Here is a 17,983-nt window from a genome sequence, read left to right as displayed (position 1 = left end):
AACGTATCCACACCCCTGTGGATAACTTCGGTTACTCACCCTCCGCGTATTCCCGGCCACTGCCACCACAATCCACCGCCGTCATCCGCCTCATCCGAGCTGCGTTCGGTGTGTGGTGTTTGGGAGGAGAGTCAAGAACACGTAGGTTTAGGGAGTGAACACTTCGCCGCTTTACCTCGCCGCACTGGCCGTCAGTGCTATCGACGGTCTGGAGGCCGTCGGGACGCGTCCGCCCTTTACTGAATCGGAAGACTTTGTCACCGGTGGTGTCCTTGATGCACGCGGGCAGCACTGGGTTGTGAAGTACCCGAAAAACTCACTGGCCGCGACAATCCTCGAGGCGGAGGCCTCCCTGGCGCCGATACTACTTGAGGAGTTGCGTGCCGGACGCCTGTCCTTCGACATCATGCGACCTGCGGGTTTCGCCGACGGTGCAGCCGACGGACGTGCAATTGTCTATCCGGAACCCTTTGGGCATAGCAACGAATTCGAACTCATGAATGACGCCCAGGCCCGTGAACTCGGGCGCACACTTGCCGCCATTCATTCGCTCTCCACCGACGTCATCGCTCGGGCAGGTCTTCCGGTGTACAGCGTGGAAGAATGGCGCCAGCGGCTGCGCGTTGAGTTACACGATGCGGCACAGACATCCTCCATTCCCGCCGTTCTTCGCCGTCGTTGGGAGAACGCGCTGGAGGATGATGCTCTGTGGCAGTATGAGCCGGTTGTCGTGCACGGCGACGTCGCCGCCGAGAATTTCCTCTGGTCGAACGGCACGACGGTGTCCTCCGTTCTCGGATTCGGTGAGGCCCGTGTGGGTGACCCGGCACAGGATCTTGCACCGCTGCTCGGGTTAGGCGATGAGCCCTTCGATCTCATCGTCGAGTCATATCAGAATACGCGCGGGGTCAGAGTCGACGACGCCATGTATAGCCGAACCTTGCTCATGTCGGAGCTGGCCGTGATCCGCTGGCTCATGTACGGCATCCGCACATCCAACAACTCGGTGCGCACAGATGCGGAGACCATGCTCCTTGATCTCGCGGAGCAAATCAATGCCGATCCCGACTTGGTGATCGGACCGTCCTGGAACGTAGATCCGCAGGCAAACAACGCGCCCTGAGCGGGGAATCCTCTCTGAGCGGGGCGTGGGCAGAGGAAGAAGTAGTCAAGCTGAAGATTCGGTGGAGAATAGCGAGTCTTCAATTCGCTTGGCGATCTCCTCTTCCGACATCATCCCCGCCTCGAAGGTGTGGCCACCGGAGCCAAGATAGACGAAGCATGCCCCCACATCCTCCAGTGGCAGTCCGTGGGCGCGCGACCACGCCAAGCGGTAGAGGGCGAGTTGCAGTTCGCGTGCCGCCAGCTGCTCCGGTCCCGGACGCCGTCCACTTTTCCAGTCGACAACGGTCACCTTCGCGCGGCCGGGTATGCCTCCAGTTTCGAAAACGGCGTCGATGGTGCACCGGATGACGCGTCCGGCCACGACAACCTCCAGCGGTTGCTCGACGGCGAGTGGCTCGAGCGCAGCCCACGGAGTTGATGCAAAGACGCGGAGCAACTCATGCTCTCTTTCGCGCGGCAATGCTGGTTCATCCGTCTCCTCCGGCAAGTCGATATCCAGGGTTGCGACTGCGGAGAAGTGGCTGGCTATTCGCGCGTGCAAGGTGGTGCCCGTGCGCGCAGCATGACTCGGTTGGCGTGGAATGGGTCGGCGCTGCTCGCGCCTGAACTGCTCCGGATCCTGCTGCATCCGCACCACGTCCGTCGCGGTGAGGTATGGGCGTTCCCTTCCCATGGCACCAGCTTGGCGCTGCTCCGCGAGCAAGATTTCTGCTTGTCTGTACCACGCTTGCACACGGTCATCCGTGGGCTCTGTCCGAAGCCGCTCTCCCAATGATCGTGATATGTTCTTCGGCCAGCACAGATCATCCTCGAAGGTGGGAACCGGAGCCAACATCGGTGGCACGACGATCTCCGCACCAAAGACTTCCATAAGCTCCTCAATATCCGTGGCTTCGGGTGCCTCAACCAGTAGGTTGGCGGGCCAGTCCTGCCCTGCCACCGAAGAAATCGGGACGAGCGGAACCTCCGTTGCCGCACGGATATCACTCAAGAACGAGGATCGCTGACGTAGCGGTATTGGCCCGTCTTGCTTGTCGCGCTTCTTCAGGCCTCCGATCCATTCCGGCGTATCTGCCGCGAATCCTGCCAAAAGAAGTTCGGCGCGCGGGCGTGTAAAGGCCACATATGCCAAACGACGCATCTCCTGGCTCTCATGCGCGGGCAACAGTTCCGACTTGAATGCACGGTAGTCCGCCCCTGCCGCGAACTTATCGGCACAACCCGTCACTTGGAATCGGGGAAGATACCGATAGTCTGCTCGCAAAGGATAGGGGAACACAGCATTGGACTGCGGCCAGGCATGGACACCCCTTGTGATCTCCGAGAATTGCCCGTCGACTAACTCGGGTACGGCGACCAGGTCCTCCCACTGCAACCCCTTTGCCGCGTGGATCGTCATCAGTTGTACGACGCCGGGATGTACTTCGGCACCTTCAGTAGGAAGAGCTTCTTGCCCTGCCTCCTCTTCGCCACCGTGTTCACGCAGGTCCACCGCATCTAGCCACGCCAAGAAGTCGGCGACGGAGGAGTCGGGATGATCTGCCGTGTAGGAGCTTCCCAACGCAATGAAAGAATCAATAGAAGTACGAACCCGCTGCGCGGCACTCCGGCGCGCCACCGCCGCAACATCTAGCCCAAGTAGCCGTACCGCGCGCGCAATAAGATCGGGCAACGGAGAATGTAAAGCACGGCGAAGCTCCGCCAAGACCCGGGACAACGCCGCTATGCGCTGCCGCGCCGCCTCGCTCAAGGAACTCTCCTCCCCCTGCGGCGGGTAGGTGACGGCCTCGATGAGACTGCGCTCTTCGCGATGATCGAGTTTCGTTCCCAGAACCTGTCGCTTCGCAAGCTCGCGTGACCAGCCATCGAGCGCGCGCAGATCGTCCGCACCGATTCCGTAGAGCGTCAGCAGTCGGATCAGGAGGTCGTTGCGACCCGGGCTCGCGACAACACCGAGCGCCGCTCGCAGGGTCAGTATCTCAGGCCGACGAATCATGCTCTCCCCACCGACGAACTCGTAGGGGATGCCCAGTGACTGAAGTACAGGAGCCATGCGCTCAAGGTAAATGCGTTTTCGCCCGAGCACGGCAATCTCCGGGCGATGGTCGGGCCGAGTACGACGGAGCTCGGCAATCACGTCACGGATCCGCAGCCCAATGGCTAGATAGGATTCCTCGCGCAGCCAGGGCCGTATCTCAATAACGCGGCCCGGCCCGGCATGAGGACGTGAACGAAGCTTCCTCACTCCGACGCCGCCGGTCGTAATACTCGCAGCAACGGCATTTGCGGCGTCGAGGATGGCATCGTCCGAGCGGAAGGAGACCGACAGCGATAGTCGCCGCACATGTGGCAGTCGGGCGGCGAAGTCCGCCAGGGCGTTCGCACTGGCACCGCGCCACCCGTAAATGGCCTGGTTCGGATCTCCCACCGCGCAGACCGACCTCCACGAGCCTGCCTGCGTATCTTCGCCGCGAGTCAATGCGGAGCAAATGAAAGCGGCCTGATTCACCGAGGTATCTTGATACTCGTCCAACAGCACCAGCCGGTATTGGCTAGCGACCTCGCGTCCAATATCAGGGTGACGATTCAGTACTGCGGAGGCTGAGGCAACCTGATCGGCAAACTCAACCAAGCCCTCGTCCCGTTTTCGCTGGAAATATGCCTCAACCACATCCAGTAGTTCCCGGCGCACTCGTAGCGATGCGGGCGCTTTCCCTTTGAGTTCACTCCACGCCTTCGAGTCCGCACTTTGATCTTTGCCGAACCGTTGCTTCTCCTGTGCCAAAACGTCAATGGCTGTCATCTCGGCGTCGAGAAACTCACGTACCCCATCGGTGGTGAGTTGATTGTCAAGAATCGCGGCCTCCAGCACCAATGCCGATTCCACGAGGCTTGAGCGCTCGAGGTCACCGAAGTCATTTGCGCCGCTCGGCCACTCGTCGATGATCTGCGACATGAGCTGCCATCGTTCACCGTCCGTAATCAGACGCGCCGCCGGATCGACGCCGATTAACAGCCCATAACTGGAGGCGATATCTACCGCAAATGAGTTGTATGTGGTGATCAATGGCCTTGTCAAGGATTCGCGTTGTTGTACTACCCGATTCAGGCGGCCGAGTGTGCTCTCCACACGTTGTGCCAGCTCACCGGCGGCTTTACGGGTGAAGGTCAGGCCGAGCACTTCTCCAGGATCTGCACGTCCGATGGCCACCTGATAAGCGATGCGATCGGCCATCGTAGCCGTCTTTCCCGACCCAGCTCCGGCTACAACCAACAGCGCCGGATCCTCGGCTTCGATCACCAGCCGTTGTTCCGCGGTAGGCTGCGCGTTCCGATCCGGGTGGATCATACGCATGATCTTCTCGTAAGTCATGAGAACATTCGCCCTTCTGGTAGCACCGGGCATGCTGCGGTGAACGGGCAGGTACGGCACAGACTCGACGGATGAGCCGGAAGCTGGTCAGCCGCTAACAGATCCACAGCTACCCGAATGCGATCAGCCGCTCGTTGCCTGGTCTGACTATCCAGGGGCTGCTGCTCCCGTATGGTTGGCATACCGCTCTTCAACCGCGCTCGAAGGTAGACGAGCTGTGCACCCACACTACGCACACCGTATTGGAAGTTTTCCGCAAGCCGTCCCGGTGGGTTCGCCTCGCCACGTTCTTTCGTCTCGCCAGGTCGGTTCACCTTACCCGGATCGTTCACCGCGCCATCTGCCGTGAGACGTTCAAACGCCCACTGGTACAGCTGAAGCTGTACGTTATCAGCAGCTGCTGCCTTACCCGGCACGTTCTTTCCCGTCTTGAGGTCGGCAATAAGCACACCGTCATCGCTGCCGGAGAGTCGATCAAGTGTGGCGGACAGATGCGCATTGTCGGCGACGGCCACTGACAGATGCTGTTCGGTGACCACGTCTTCGGGGTGCTCAGCCATGTAGGCGGCGAGCGCACGAATCATTTCCTGCGCCTGTCTGTAGTCCCGGTGCGCAAGCTGCCCGGAGTGCGGATCCGGCAGCACCTGCCGCCATCTGTTCTCCAACACCGCCAACAGCTCAGCTTCACTTCCATGCGGATAGTCTTCCGCGATCGAATGAATCAGCGTGCCGAGTTGCGCTGCGCTTGTTCCATCGCCGTCCTCCCCTCCAATACTGCTGAAGAACGCTTGCAGGGGGCAGTCAAGCAGACGTTCAACACGCGACGGCGACACATGGGCGGCATGACGGACTCCTTTCCGCACCGTTGGTTGGAGTTCGTCCAGCCAACGCGCAGGATCCGCAGCTGTGACTCCCTCCTGCTGTAAACGCGTCAAAAGTTCCTGCGCCTGTACGCCCGCCCGGGTATCCAGAGCCTGCCGTAATTCGCCCACCAGTGAGGTCAAATCAAAATCGGGTTGGAGAGGCTCCGGTGAACGCAGCTCTGGCCCGTTCGAGCCGAATCCCATGGCGGAAAAGAACCTGGATGGCTGCGAATCAGCTGAATGCGTGCAGGTGATAAGGAGTGACCTACGCGCCCTGGTGATGCTGTGGTGCAGCAGACGGAGTTCGTCGTCGAGAACATCCTCCACCGCCTCCCGACGGTACTCACTGCCCCCGCCGACCTCGCGACCGGTTGCGATTTGCGTCAACCGACCGGTACGCGTGTATCCGTCACGCAGGCGCAGATTTGGCCAGACTCCCTCATTCAGACCGGCGACGACGACGTGGTCCCACTCGCGGCCTTGGCACCCGGCCGGAGTGGTCAGTGCTACCGCATCAATACCCGCTCCCATTCGCGCAATGGAATCCTCAGGAAGGTTCTGTACTTCCAGTTCCGACAGCAACGCTTCAATGGTGACATGTGGATCCCGATCTGCCATTCGCTGCGCCAAATGAAAAAGCTGGATGACGCTGTCAAGATAGGCGTCAGCTGCGTCTCCTTCCACACCTGCGCGTAAGGACTGCTGCTGCCACGCATCGGCACGTCCACTTCCATCCCATGCCACCCAGAGCACCTCTTCCGCCTGACGGTGCGATGTCTGCGCGACCTGCCGTATTCGCTGCAACAGCCGCGCGGCTCGCATCAGGGGTTCAACACCACGCGGTGCGAGTGCACTGAGGCGCTCGGGCCCTTCCACCACGACCTGTAACAGGTCCGGCACACGCACCGGCGTATCTGCAGCAAGCGCATATCCGCGTAGTACTCGTTGCATGCGGCGTAGTTCGAGCGGATCGATGCCGACGATGAGCGAGGTGAGTACGTGCTCAATATGTACAGGCATGCCTAGGGCAAGTCTGACCGTCTCCAGCAGAGCTGACACAGCCGGCTGCTCGCGCAACGGACGATCGGAGCCGACCTGTTCCACCGGCACCCCGCGCCGTATGAGGCTATTGCGAAGAGTGCTGTGCATCGTACGTGACCGCGTAACAACGGCCATCGTGCCATAGGGAATGCCCTCGAGCACGTGTAGTTCTCGCATATGGCGCGCGATCGCCGCAGCCTCTTCCTCCGCATGAACGAAACTACGCCCTTCAACATGGTCTGGATCGTGCCCTGCTTGTGCCCTGCGCTGTGCAATTTGCCCACCACCTACTCGGATACATGACACGAGTTCGTCAGCTATCCCCGCCAAAGCGTTGCCACCCCGGTGGCGTTGCGTCAAATAGAGCGGCTGTAGACCCATGCCCAGCGGAGCCGGGGCAGTGAGATCACCGGGTAGCGATGCAACACCGCCACGAAAACCCTGCACAGCGCCGTCCGGATCGCCCGCCACAATGACTCCTGCACCATCGGCCGCCAGTTGACTCAGCAATGCCAAAAGTGATCGTGGCGCATTCTGCGCGTCATCAATCAACACCCAGTCCCATCTTGGACGGACGACCTTCTGCCCGCTTGGGGAGGACGCCATATCATCCCAAGTGCTCAGCATCGCCGCTGCCGCCCCGAGCAAATGGACGTGGTCAAGCCTGTCGGGGGCGGAGGCATCCCCCGCAAAAGCGTCTCTAGCCTCTGTGAGAAGCTCATAGCTGCGCATGACAGCAGCTCCTGACACCCATATCGGCTCGTTGCGCTGCCGCCCCAACTCCTCCAGTTCCGCAGCAGAGTAGCCCAACTCTGCCGCGCGGGTGATCAGGTCGCGTATCTGGGCACGAAAACCCGGCAGGGTGCGCACCTCCGGCGTGACGAAGGACGGGAAGCGGATGGTCGGATCCTCTAACACCGCCGCAATAAGTGAATCCTCGTCCGGCCCAGAGATAAGCTCCGGGCTGCGCCTACCAACGGCCTGTGCGTAGGCTTGAACGATGTGAAAGGCGAACGACGACAGCGTTGCAACGCGAACATTGCCCGGAAGGCCGCCGAGAGCCAATGACAGGCGATTACGCACGTCGAACGCCGCCCGCCGATCCTGTGTGACCAGTGCGATCATCGCATCAGAGTTGGCGGCCAGTTCGCGGCGTACCAGTGCCTCGAGCACCGTAGTCTTACCCGTCCCGGGCGAGCCAAGCAAAGCGAGACGGGCGGCGGCTCGCGCCGCGTCCAGCGCTGCCAGCTGTGATCGGTCCAACTGCCACTGAGTTGGTTGCAGATCCGTGCCCATTCCTGCCTCCTTTCATACCCGAGCGCCGTCATTTCCTTTTGCGCACCGCATATGCTCAACTCTATCGGCAGGCTCCCACACATTTCGCTCCGCGAAAAACCCGCACCCGTCGCTGGGAGCCAACACGCACGCCCGCTAAGCTGATAGAAGATCCGGGCCTACGCCCGACAAACGCAGACTACTATATCCTGGAAGTCCGGGGGATCGAGGAACCTATGGAAGTCAATATCGGCATTCGTAACGTCACACGCGAGGTTTCCGTTGACGTTGAAAACTCCGCCGGTGAGGTCGAAGCCGCCGTCGCCACCGCAATTGAGAACGGAACACCGTTGCGGCTGTCAGATTCGCACGGTCGGGTGGTTGTGGTCCCCGCCGATGCCATCGGCTACGTTGAGATTGCCGCCAATGAAAGCCGTCGCGTCGGATTCGGCTTCACCGGCTGAGACTCGGCCGGGAGGCAGGCAACGCGGGGCAGGCAAGGCGGGGCAGGCAGAGCCATGACAGGCGACGCAGCAGCAAGTTCCTGGCGTCCCTTTCCTAGCATCTCTACTACGGCGGGTAGAGAACCATGACGGTAGGCGATCATAGCCGCAAAATCTGCCCTTCGCCGCCTGAGCCCTCACCGGCGCACATAACTCCGTGCAGCAGAAAGCAGAAGGGCGGGCGCTGCTCGCTCGCTCTTCCTACTGCCGACGCCGCACCAGCGGCACGCATTCGCGGTACAGCCACCCCTCTGTCACGTGTGAGTACACTCCAGCTAGACGAATCCGCGAGTCCGGTAGGCGGACACCACTGTGCCATTCGCCCACCGGACTCGGCCGCTCCTCAGCTCGGTCACGCGACTCTGTAGACCTCGGCTAGTTCAACTCGGTAGCCGGAACAAAGGTGTATCCCAGGCCTTGTATGCCCTCTACCGCCGTCTGCAGCTCCGCCACCGGATAGCCAGGATGGAAGAAGAAACTGGCATTGCCCTGGTCGACAACTAGATTCGCCCGAGCGTTCTCCACCAGGTCCTGCCCGGTGCGCGCCGCATGGTTGTTATATTCCTCCGGTTCAAAGTTGCCGAGATTTTCGGGAAGAATCTTCGTGCCGTAAATGTCGGTCACCGTGTAGGGGAAGAACTGACCGAAATGACCCGCCGCGCCACTCATGGCCTTGTTGAGCTGGCCGGGGAAGAACAGTTCGCGTTCATACCGCGTGTTGTACACCTGTCCAATCCCCTGGTAACTGGCGGCGGTAGCGGCATAATGCGGCGTCTCCCAAATCTGCACCTCGCCCAGACCGGCTTCGGTCAATGCCGTTTGCCCGATCAATGCGCGCTCGCTCGCCCATGCTGCACTGTCGTCGGGCAGGGCACCCACCAGTTGCACCCACGAGTTCTCCTGGCAGGCCACCGCACCCCCGCTGCCGTCGGCCGTGTCGGTGCAGTAGGAGCGGTAGAACTCGAAGTCGTCGGTACTCACCGCGTCGTAGGGATTATTAAGCGTGCCGTATTGATGCGTCGTGCCGTGTTGGATCACCGTTCCACCGTGTTTCTGCGCGTATTGGATCACCGCTAGCACCTCTTGGTTGTCCGCGAAAGTCAACGCCTCCGGCACACCGTTGTTATACACGCCGGTGGGGTCGACATAGTACGGCACCACCGCCATCTGGAATGGCACACCCGCACCGACGAGGTAATCAACGAGCTCCTCCAATTCCTCGGCGTCCGTTCCCGGGCTAATATCCTCGATGCGAATAGCCGCCGTCTTTTCCGTGACAACACCGGGAGCAAGAAGCTGACAGAGCAAGTCGGAGAACGCCAGGTATCGATCCGTTTCACTCATATAGGACAGCGGGATCTCGCCAATATAGGTCAGATTTCCGGAGCGGATCGCCCAGGGGAAGGAACTGCCGGTGGTCTGGGCGATTGGCGCACAGTCCTGAACTGTCACTCCGTCGCTGGTGCAGGTGGCAGTACCGAGCACTGTGACGGCATCTTCGTCGGTTACATGCGGCGCAATAATGCCGCCCGAATTGGCGGTGTCGCGAGTCAGGACCTGGTCATCATACGTAATCGAGGCGACGACATCACTCGAATCGATGTACGACGTCGCGGCGTCCCATCCATATCGAGAGGCGAACGCGGCGCGATTCTCATCGGTGGTGGCCAACTCCCAGATGTTGAAACCGGCCCACAGCACCGGAACGTCTCCAGTGAGAACATCGGAGACGAATGCCTCCGGAAGCGGCTCATCGTAGGTGGATCCAAGGTACACAACGCCGTCGTAACGGCCCGCTAGCCCCGCGGTGTAGTCCGCCACCGGTACAGCCGTCACCAGACCAAAATGCGTGGCGAGGGTACTCGTACCAATCGCGTAGCTCTCAGCCAACTGCGCATAGTCACCGGTTGAGTCATACAGTACGAGCGCGTGCGCGGCTCCCTCCGCGTCACCGAAGGTCACCGCAGAGTCGGGCACCGGCGTGTCACTGGCGGCGAGATCGCGGATCGGTGCGGGCGTGTATGACGTATCAATATCGCTCGCGAGGTCGACCTCCGCACCGCTCGCCTCCAATGGCAGTACGTTCTGGGCGGCGGCAAGGGGTTCCTCAGGCGATTCGAGCGGATTATCTGTGACCAGAGTCGACTCGGACGTCCCCTCCTCCGCTTCCTGCGCCCCTTCGAGCGCACCGGTGGGATCCAGATCGGGCGCCGTGACATTCATCGTCGGCACATCCAGAAGATCACCATTGGTATCACCGGTGTCTCGCTCACCGGCCATCGCCGGTGTTGCCAAGACCAGAGCGGCGCACAGTGCGGCGCTTGTCAGGGCAAATGGTGTTTTGTGCGCACTCACACGCATCTTTCGCATTCGTTTCTTTCCTCTCTATCAGCGCGCGTACCTTCGAGCACACGCACCGAGACGTCCGAGCAACCCGTGAGTTCGGCGGCCGGTTGTCAGCCCAGGAGCATCTTGAACTCGGACAATTCCCGACTCGGATGGGGCTCAGCGTCCGGGGGCAAAATCCGGCTCCGCTTCCCCGCGTCCGAAATAGTGCGCGGCAGCAGCGAGAATACGCTGACTTGCACGCCCGTCTCCATAGGGATTGACGGCATGCGCCATTGCCGCGTAGGCATCGCGATCACGCAGCAGCGTATTGATTTCAGAGGCAATTCGTTCAGGCCCGGTGCCGATCAACTTCGCGACGCCGAACTCAATCGCCTCCGGCCGTTCGGTGTTGTCGCGCAGCACGAGTACCGGCTTGGAAAGAGCCGGCGCTTCCTCCTGGATACCCCCGGAATCGGTCACCACGAGCTCCGCCCGGTTCATTACCGTGCAGAAGGCACCGTATTCAAGCGGTTCCGTGACAAGAACATTGTCGATCTTCTCGACGACGGGTAGAAGCGCACCTCGTACAATCGGGTTGCGGTGCACCGGCAGGATGAAGGTCGTCTCCGGGTTTGCGTGAGCCGCCGTTGCTATGCCTCGGGCAATGCCTATCATCGGTTCCCCCCATGACTCGCGTCGATGTGCGGTCACCAACACGAGGCGACGTTCCCGATCCGCGACAAGCGCATCAAGAACAGAGTCATCGGACGGCAACGGACGCTGCACCGCCAAATGGAGAGCATCGATCACCGTATTTCCGGTAACATGCATCTGCATGGGGCTGACATTCTCCCGCAGCAGATTCTCCCGCGAGCCCGCCGTCGGCGGGAAATGAATTGACGAGATCTGTCCGAGTAGACGCCGGTTACCCTCCTCGGGGAACGGAGAACGCAAGTTACCGGTACGCAGCCCAGCCTCGACATGAAAGAGCGGGATATTGCGATAGAAGGCAGCCAATCCGGCCGCAAAAGCGGACGTTGTGTCGCCCTGAACCATCACCGCATCCGGTGCGAGCGAGTCAAGTACGCCGCCAACCCCTTCCAGAGTTCCAGTTGTCACCTGTGTCAAGGTCTGACCGGGCCGATGAATACCGAGATCACTATCAGGAGTAATGCCAAAGAAGGCGTTAACCTGATCTAACATCTCACGGTGCTGTCCCGTAACCACACATATTGGTTCGAATTGCGGGCTCTTGTCCATCGCCAGAGCCAGAGGCGCCATCTTAATCGCCTCGGGGCGGGTGCCGTACACCAGCATGACGCGCAGCGGGGTTGCGGATACCTGTCGTTCGGCAGTACCCCGTACAGCGGTATCTTCCGCTCTTTCCATTGTCCTTTCCTTTGTTATGCCAGTACCCGCTTGTGCGCCCAATAACGAGTACAGGGCCAATGCGTTGCCTGCCCTGGTCTCCACCGCCGCATTTGCCGCCCCCGCAACGGTGACACATCAATTTACCGTTCCTTAATAGCTACCTTTCCGGAGCTGTTTCCGACGTTGAGTAGGTGGCCCATATGTCCGAGAAGGTGACATCCGCATCCTCCGCGTACAGTGCGACGACACCTAGCGAATACGGACGTTCCGTGTCACTGATCCTGGTGATCTTCTTGCCATCCACCCGGACTGTGAAATCTCCATCCTTCCCGTTACCAGTTATCACGATCGTGTGCGTGGTACCGATCTTGAAAGAGGGATCTTCCCCCGTCGCAAGAAAACGCTGCCCGCCCTCATACTGCGGGTCGCGTTTCGTTATCTCCCACCCGTTCGGTTTGAGAAGTAGCGCGTAGAAGTGCTGCGGATCCTCGTAACCCCATACGAACCAACCCACCTCCCACGAATTCGCGTCGCCCTGCCGTAGCTGTTTGTTCGTGGTGACCTTCGCTCCAATGGCGCGTGGATCCGAATTCGCGGTGCCGATGGCGCCATTTTCCACTAGAAGCGCCGAATGCGTCTCGTCATCATGCGTGGCGGGGGCAGGCACAAGATGGATAGTCCCGCTCTCGCATGTCACCCTACCGTAGCCGTCGTAGACGACGCCCCAGCCCGGACACCTATCAGGAACTGAACGAAACACCACGATTCCTATCGTGCATCCCACTAACGCCGCCAGTAATGTCGCGATAATCTGATAACGCCCACCGCGTCGCTTCACGCCGGATGAACCTTAATTTCAGCACCCGTCCCGACGATGGCTTCATGCGACTCCGACTCACGCTTGGTCTTCTGCCAGCCGGTATACCCGAACACCATCCGCAGCATGGCCCACCATCCCACGATATAACCAAGCATGCTATAGAGAACATAGAGATGAGAATAGAGCAGTCCGCGAAAGAAACCGAAGCCGTTCTTCTTCTCGACTCTCCAGTACCGAATGCCATAGATCAGAGCCGGTCCGAAAGCGAGCACGTACGCAAGTAGCAACCACATCCAGTTCCGTTCCCCGCCCTCGGAACCGGCAAGTACGACTGCGACCAATGCGACGACGAAGGACGCGGTCAACAGCGATGTGGCAAGTACCAGGTAGGGTGACAGCATCTGGTATAGGGAGTCGGTCCGGGTCCTGCCGTGCTGCTCGCGCACGGTATGCCCAATCAGGCGGCTGGCTTGCAGGTTGCCCTGGAACCAGCGAGCTCGTTGACGTACCAAGCGCCGCAGTCGGGTCACACCCTGTTGGTGCACAACGGCCTCGGCGGAGAACTCATTCGTCCAGCCACTGGCGTTCAGCCGAATTCCCAGGTCGAAGTCCTCGGTCAATGAATCCGACCACGGCCGCTCGCCCAGAGAGTTGAGGGCAGACAGCCGCACAAATTGGCCATTGCCACCCATCCCTACACTGCCCAGATGCCGCCTCCCCTTCTGGAAGATCTCCGTGAAGATGACGAATTCCATGTCCTGCATACGTGCAAGCAAGGAATGGAACCGGTTGTTGATCCGTACGCCGAGTTGCACAGCTCCAACCTTCGGATCCAAGAATGCCAACCGCGCTGTGGTAATGCCCTCCGGATCGAGTCGTCCATCCGCATCGACGACGCCGACGACGACGCCCTCGGCGGGCTGGTCGCGGTAGCGTCGGCGAACGTGGCGTAGGGCATCGTTGAGAGCATCGCCCTTGCCGCGTCGGGCGAATGGGGGGATCCGATGCAACACAGTGACGCGCGGATCCTGAATCGAATCCAACACCGCTGCGGTTGTGTCATCTGAAGCATCGTCAATTACCACGATATCGAGCTGGCGTGTCGGTATGGCGAGAAGGCGGCGGATACTCGCCTCAATGACAGTCGCCTCGTTCAGACAGGGAACGAGGACCACCATGGTGGGATATCCCATCTGATCAGCATTCTCCAGGCCATCGATCATGCGGAGCGCCGCCTCGTGCGCCCTGCGGCGTGACCGCGGGGCTCGGTAGGAGAAAAAGAGAAGCGTCATGCCGTAGGCGATGGCCGTGCCAATCATCGCGACCGCGCCCCACCATCCGATGGTGTCAATCACACTGCTCGACCCACCCGCCGCGAGCAGTATCACGCCTTGTGCGTGCATCATCACTCGCACACCTCAGGCGGCGGGCGGAGCCCAGATGGAGGGGACAGCTGAGTCTTGGTACCCGTAGGCCGTGGACGGCCGCCTACCACTCACTCCGTTTAGGGACGCTCGGATGTCGTGCAGGCGCCCGATTGTATCCAGCACGATCAGGAGTGCAGCAAGGAGCAGAAAAAGTATGCCCGCAATGTTGAAGCAAGTCCGAGCCACAGAGCCAAGCCCCGTACTCAAAGGAAGAACCTTGGCTGCCGCAAGAAGACCCAAGCCGGGCATGATTGGCGAATAGTGCATGATCCCACCGTCCTGGAATAACGATTTTCTATGGATTTATGCGGTGTTTTTCTCGACGTGTTGGGAGAATTAACGAGAAGCAATACTACAAGGCGATTTCTCCGACGGCAAGACAATCGCATGGGTATCAATACCCATTGCGCGAAGAAAAAACACAGGTTACAATCCGACGCCTTGAGCGAGATCTGTGCCTTACCTGAGTATCAGCAGCAGTAGCGATGCGACTCGGACGACATATCGCCCGCCACGTACCGTTTATCCCTCCGAAACCTTAAGATGGACAGCGAAAAAGAATCGAGGGCTGACCGATCGTCACGTGTCATGAATTGTTTTCTCGCGATCGGCTGCCGCAGCAGCGAAGCCATCGGCTTCGTGCGAGAAAGGAAAACTGCATGAGTTCCAGCTCGGGCGTCATCGACTCCTCAGCTGCTCGGGTACCGGCCGCGAACGAGCCGCGCGCAGAGATCAGCGGAACGTCTACCGCGACCGAAACCGCCTCTTTTGCCGAACTGGGCGTATCCCAGGTGATCGTCGAGGCGCTCGCCGACAAAGGCATTGTTTCCCCCTTCCCCATTCAGGCCTTGACGCTACCGGTTGCGCTTCGGCGTGCCGACATCATCGGTCAGGCGAAGACGGGCACAGGTAAGACGCTCGGCTTCGGCATTCCCATGATTGAGAACACCAGCGGCCCCGGAGAAGAGGGATGGGAGAAAATCCCGCAATCAGAACGTGGCAAACCGCAGGGCCTCGTAGTGCTGCCCACTCGCGAACTGGCCAAGCAAGTCGCCGGTGAACTCTCCGACGCGGCTGCGCGGCGCTCCGTGCGGATTGTAGAACTCTACGGCGGACGCGCATACGAACCACAGCAGGTCGCTCTGCGCGAGGGCGCAGAAATCGTCGTCGGCACACCGGGGAGAATTATCGACCTCATGCGACATCGCGTCCTCAATCTCTCGCGAGTGCGAACCCTCGTACTCGACGAGGCCGATGAGATGCTCGACCTCGGTTTCCTGGAAGACGTGGAAACAATCCTCTCTGCCACGCCCGGCAGCCGCCACACAATGCTTTTCTCAGCGACGATGCCGGCACCGGTTGTTGCCATGGCGCGCCGGTACATGGATAGGCCCACGCATATTCACGTGCAGGATCCCGAGGACACCAGTGCCACCGTCAAGGACACGCGGCAAGTGGTGTATCGATGCCACGCCTTGAATAAGGTGGAGGTCGTCGCGCGAATCCTGCAGGCGGAAGATCGCGGCCTGACGATTATCTTCACCCGGACGAAACGCGCCGCTGCCAAACTCGCCGACGATCTTACCGAGCGCGGCTTCGCCGCCGGTGCACTGCATGGCGATCTCGGGCAGGGCGCGCGCGAACAGGCACTGCGTGCCTTCCGCAATGGCAAGGTAGATGTTCTTGTCGCCACCGACGTCGCAGCACGCGGCATTGACGTTGATAACGTCACCCATGTCATCAACTATCAGTGCCCGGAGGACGAAAAAACCTATATTCACCGCATCGGCCGAACAGGGCGCGCCGGCCATTCCGGAACGGCCGTCACCTTCGTGGATTGGGAGGACCTTCCGCGCTGGGCGGTAATCAATCGCCTTCTGAACCTGGGGCAAGCCGACCCCGTCGAGACTTACCACACCTCGGACCACCTCTACTCCGACCTAGGAATCCCTCGTGACGCCGGCGGAAAGCTACCCACGTCAAAGCGGGTGCGCGCCGGGTTGGATGCGGAGTACATTGAGGATCTTGGCGGCCCGGGAGCGGGGCACGGCCGGAACGCGGGCAAACGGGGACGTTCCCGCGCGACGCGGAACTCCGGCGAACGCGGAGGTAGAAAGTCGTCGCGGGCACGGCAACGTCGCAGGACGAAGACCACCGACGGCTCCGCCCAGCGGCAGGCGCAGCCTCGTTCCGCCATTGAGGACAATCCGCAGGCGGCACCCCGCCGCGAACGCAAGCGCCGGCGGGTTCATCGTTCCCAGGACGGAGAGTGATCTAGTACAGCGAGTGCCTCTGCGACGGGTGATCTCTGCTACGACAAGCGGCCCGAGGCGGCGGTGGGGACTCCTCTACGGCGTCTACGGCATTCCCCTACGCGGCAGCAACGATGGTCAACACCGCGTCGATCATCAGTTGTGTGGCAATGGCCGCCAGGAGCATGCCCGAGATACGCACCAGGAACATCGTGCCACCTTCCCCCAGCAGTCGATGTAACGGATTGCCGAAGTACATGGTGACCCACTCAACGAGGTGCACCAAAACCATCGCCACAACAACCGCCCATATACCGCCGCTCGTCTTTCCCGACTGTTGGGCGGCCATCATCACCGCCACAATTGAGCCAGGACCGGCCAGCAACGGCACCCCCAGCGGCACGAGGGCAACGTTAACCGATCCGGGTTCGCCCGGATCGTCCTCGTGCCCCGTCAACAGCTGAAGTGCCACAAGTAGCAGAAGCAACCCACCGGAGAGCTGGACCGCTTCCACGGAGAGATGAAGTACGTCGAGAATGTAGTTGCCGAAGAGGCCGAACACGGACAGGACGACGAATGAGGTCATCGTCGCCTGCCAGGCGGCGGTTCTGCGTTCGCGCGGCGTCATCCGCGAGGTCAGGGCGATGAACACCGGGAGATTACCGAAGGGGTCCGCGATGACGAACAGGGTGGTGAACGTTGAGACGAACAGCGTCACGTCGAATCCGGTCACGGATGTATAACCTCCAGCAGACAGCGCTCGGTTAGAGCTTCGATAACCGCTGGCGATGTAGTACGTTCGCCCAGACGGTTGGGCTTGCCCGCACCATGGTAGTCACTCGCGCCGAATCGCGCGAGGTGGAGGTGACGCACCATCTGCTCCAGCTGCGGAATCGATTCCGCCGTGTTGTCACGGTGATCAATCTCCACCCCGAATAGTCCCGCCTGCGCCAGCTCGTCGAATGCCTCCCAGGGCACTACTCTTCCCCGTCCCGGTGCCCGCGGATGCGCGAATACCGTCTCTCCCCCGGCGTTTTTCACCCAGCGGATCACATCGGTGGCGGCTGGAGCATAGTGCGGCACGTAGTAGGGAGAACGAGGATTAAGGAACCTGTCAAAGGCCTCCGCACGGCTACTCACCACGCCACGCGCCACCAGGGCATCGGCGATATGCGGCCTGCCGATGGTCGCATTGCCGCTGACCTGCGCTACAACGTCTTCCCAACTAACGGGGACGTCCTCCGCTAGGCGCTCCACCATCGCCCGAGCACGTCCCACCCGTGATTCACGCACTCTCCGGCAGTGCTGCCTGATGTCGGCGTCGGCGTCGTCGAAAAGAAGCCCGAGGATGTGTATAGAGATACCGTGATAACGCGCGGAAAACTCCATGCCGCGCAGCAGGCCGACACCGGTGCGCAGCACGGCGGCAGCCGCTTCGCTCCAACCCGCAGTAGTGTCGTGGTCCGTCAAACCGACCATATCAAGTGCGGCGTGGCGTGCGCGCATCATGAGCTGCGCCGGTGTCTCGGTGCCATCAGAGGCGGTGGAGTGCGTGTGTGGATCAATGCGCATACTCCAGGGTACGGCACCACGGGGCCGGGGCGC

General features: G+C 60.7%; 11 protein-coding genes. 3 read left to right on the top strand and 8 right to left on the bottom strand.

Going from position 1 to position 17,983, the window contains the following annotated elements:
- Window positions 1-154 precede the first annotated feature (154 nt).
- Window positions 155-1,123, top strand: a complete 969-nt coding sequence (locus EKN07_RS00800) for a phosphotransferase (protein WP_108715385.1) — start codon at window positions 155-157, stop codon at window positions 1,121-1,123.
- Window positions 1,124-1,168: 45 nt separating this feature from the next.
- On the opposite strand, the gene EKN07_RS00795 is transcribed toward EKN07_RS00800, so the two are convergent.
- Window positions 1,169-4,498: a UvrD-helicase domain-containing protein gene (locus EKN07_RS00795; RefSeq protein WP_164546564.1), complete on the bottom strand. Its 3,330-nt coding sequence runs from the start codon at window positions 4,496-4,498 to the stop codon at window positions 1,169-1,171.
- Window positions 4,495-7,698, bottom strand: a complete 3,204-nt coding sequence (locus EKN07_RS00790) for an ATP-dependent DNA helicase (protein ID WP_126145423.1) — start codon at window positions 7,696-7,698, stop codon at window positions 4,495-4,497. Before EKN07_RS00790 ends, EKN07_RS00795 begins: the two co-directional genes overlap by 4 nt.
- Window positions 7,699-7,913: 215 nt before the next feature.
- Between EKN07_RS00790 and EKN07_RS00785 the strand changes: the two genes are divergently transcribed.
- Window positions 7,914-8,141, top strand: a complete 228-nt coding sequence (locus tag EKN07_RS00785; RefSeq protein ID WP_108715382.1) for a DUF3107 domain-containing protein — start codon at window positions 7,914-7,916, stop codon at window positions 8,139-8,141.
- A 414-nt stretch (window positions 8,142-8,555) separates the two neighbouring features.
- Here EKN07_RS00785 and EKN07_RS00780 read toward each other — a convergent pair whose 3' ends face one another.
- The 4 genes from EKN07_RS00780 to EKN07_RS00765 all read right to left on the bottom strand — a co-directional run bounded on the left by EKN07_RS00780 (window position 8,556) and on the right by EKN07_RS00765 (window position 14,105).
- Window positions 8,556-10,550, bottom strand: coding sequence for a DUF2334 domain-containing protein (locus EKN07_RS00780; protein ID WP_126145422.1), 1,995 nt, complete (start codon window positions 10,548-10,550; stop codon window positions 8,556-8,558).
- A 135-nt stretch (window positions 10,551-10,685) separates the two neighbouring features.
- Entirely contained in the window at window positions 10,686-11,825 is a 1,140-nt protein-coding gene (gene wecB, locus EKN07_RS00775; RefSeq protein WP_108716652.1) for a UDP-N-acetylglucosamine 2-epimerase (non-hydrolyzing), read from the bottom strand.
- Between the two features lie 211 nt (window positions 11,826-12,036).
- Window positions 12,037-12,717, bottom strand: coding sequence for a hypothetical protein (locus tag EKN07_RS00770; protein WP_125482437.1), 681 nt, complete (start codon window positions 12,715-12,717; stop codon window positions 12,037-12,039).
- Complete coding sequence (locus EKN07_RS00765; RefSeq protein ID WP_241228089.1) at window positions 12,714-14,105, bottom strand: glycosyltransferase family 2 protein; 1,392 nt, start codon at window positions 14,103-14,105, stop codon at window positions 12,714-12,716. The genes EKN07_RS00770 and EKN07_RS00765 overlap by 4 nt, the downstream gene beginning before the upstream one ends.
- Before the next feature lie 680 nt (window positions 14,106-14,785).
- Here EKN07_RS00765 and EKN07_RS00760 point away from each other — a divergent pair.
- A complete protein-coding gene (locus tag EKN07_RS00760) occupies window positions 14,786-16,399 on the top strand; it encodes a DEAD/DEAH box helicase (protein ID WP_126145421.1) in 1,614 nt (537 codons plus the stop codon).
- 97 nt (window positions 16,400-16,496) lie between these two features.
- Here EKN07_RS00760 and EKN07_RS00755 read toward each other — a convergent pair whose 3' ends face one another.
- Window positions 16,497-17,111 (bottom strand): MarC family protein, encoded by a 615-nt coding sequence (locus EKN07_RS00755; protein ID WP_108715377.1) that lies wholly within the window; start codon window positions 17,109-17,111, stop codon window positions 16,497-16,499.
- Window positions 17,108-17,950, bottom strand: coding sequence for a PHP domain-containing protein (locus EKN07_RS00750; protein WP_108715376.1), 843 nt, complete (start codon window positions 17,948-17,950; stop codon window positions 17,108-17,110). The genes EKN07_RS00755 and EKN07_RS00750 overlap by 4 nt, the downstream gene beginning before the upstream one ends.
- Window positions 17,951-17,983: the final 33 nt, after the last annotated feature.

The organism is Actinobaculum sp. 352 (genome assembly GCF_003957265.1).
Lineage (GTDB): Bacteria > Actinomycetota > Actinomycetes > Actinomycetales > Actinomycetaceae > Asp313.
Note: the sequence above shows the minus strand (reverse complement) of the source record. Positions and strands in the feature narration are given on the sequence as shown.

What these genes read in the sequence shown, in the direction of transcription:
- EKN07_RS00790 (WP_126145423.1), bottom strand. Translation starts at nt 7,698, where the DNA reads ATGGGCACGGATCTGCAACCAACTCAGTGGCAGTTGGACCGATCACAG.
- EKN07_RS00785 (WP_108715382.1), top strand. Translation starts at nt 7,914, where the DNA reads ATGGAAGTCAATATCGGCATTCGTAACGTCACACGCGAGGTTTCCGTT.
- EKN07_RS00780 (WP_126145422.1), bottom strand. Translation starts at nt 10,550, where the DNA reads ATGCGAAAGATGCGTGTGAGTGCGCACAAAACACCATTTGCCCTGACA.
- EKN07_RS00760 (WP_126145421.1), top strand. Translation starts at nt 14,786, where the DNA reads ATGAGTTCCAGCTCGGGCGTCATCGACTCCTCAGCTGCTCGGGTACCG.
- EKN07_RS00765 (WP_241228089.1), bottom strand. Translation starts at nt 14,105, where the DNA reads ATGATGCACGCACAAGGCGTGATACTGCTCGCGGCGGGTGGGTCGAGC.
- wecB (WP_108716652.1), bottom strand. Translation starts at nt 11,825, where the DNA reads ATGCTGGTGTACGGCACCCGCCCCGAGGCGATTAAGATGGCGCCTCTG.
- EKN07_RS00750 (WP_108715376.1), bottom strand. Translation starts at nt 17,950, where the DNA reads ATGCGCATTGATCCACACACGCACTCCACCGCCTCTGATGGCACCGAG.
- EKN07_RS00795 (WP_164546564.1), bottom strand. Translation starts at nt 4,498, where the DNA reads ATGACTTACGAGAAGATCATGCGTATGATCCACCCGGATCGGAACGCG.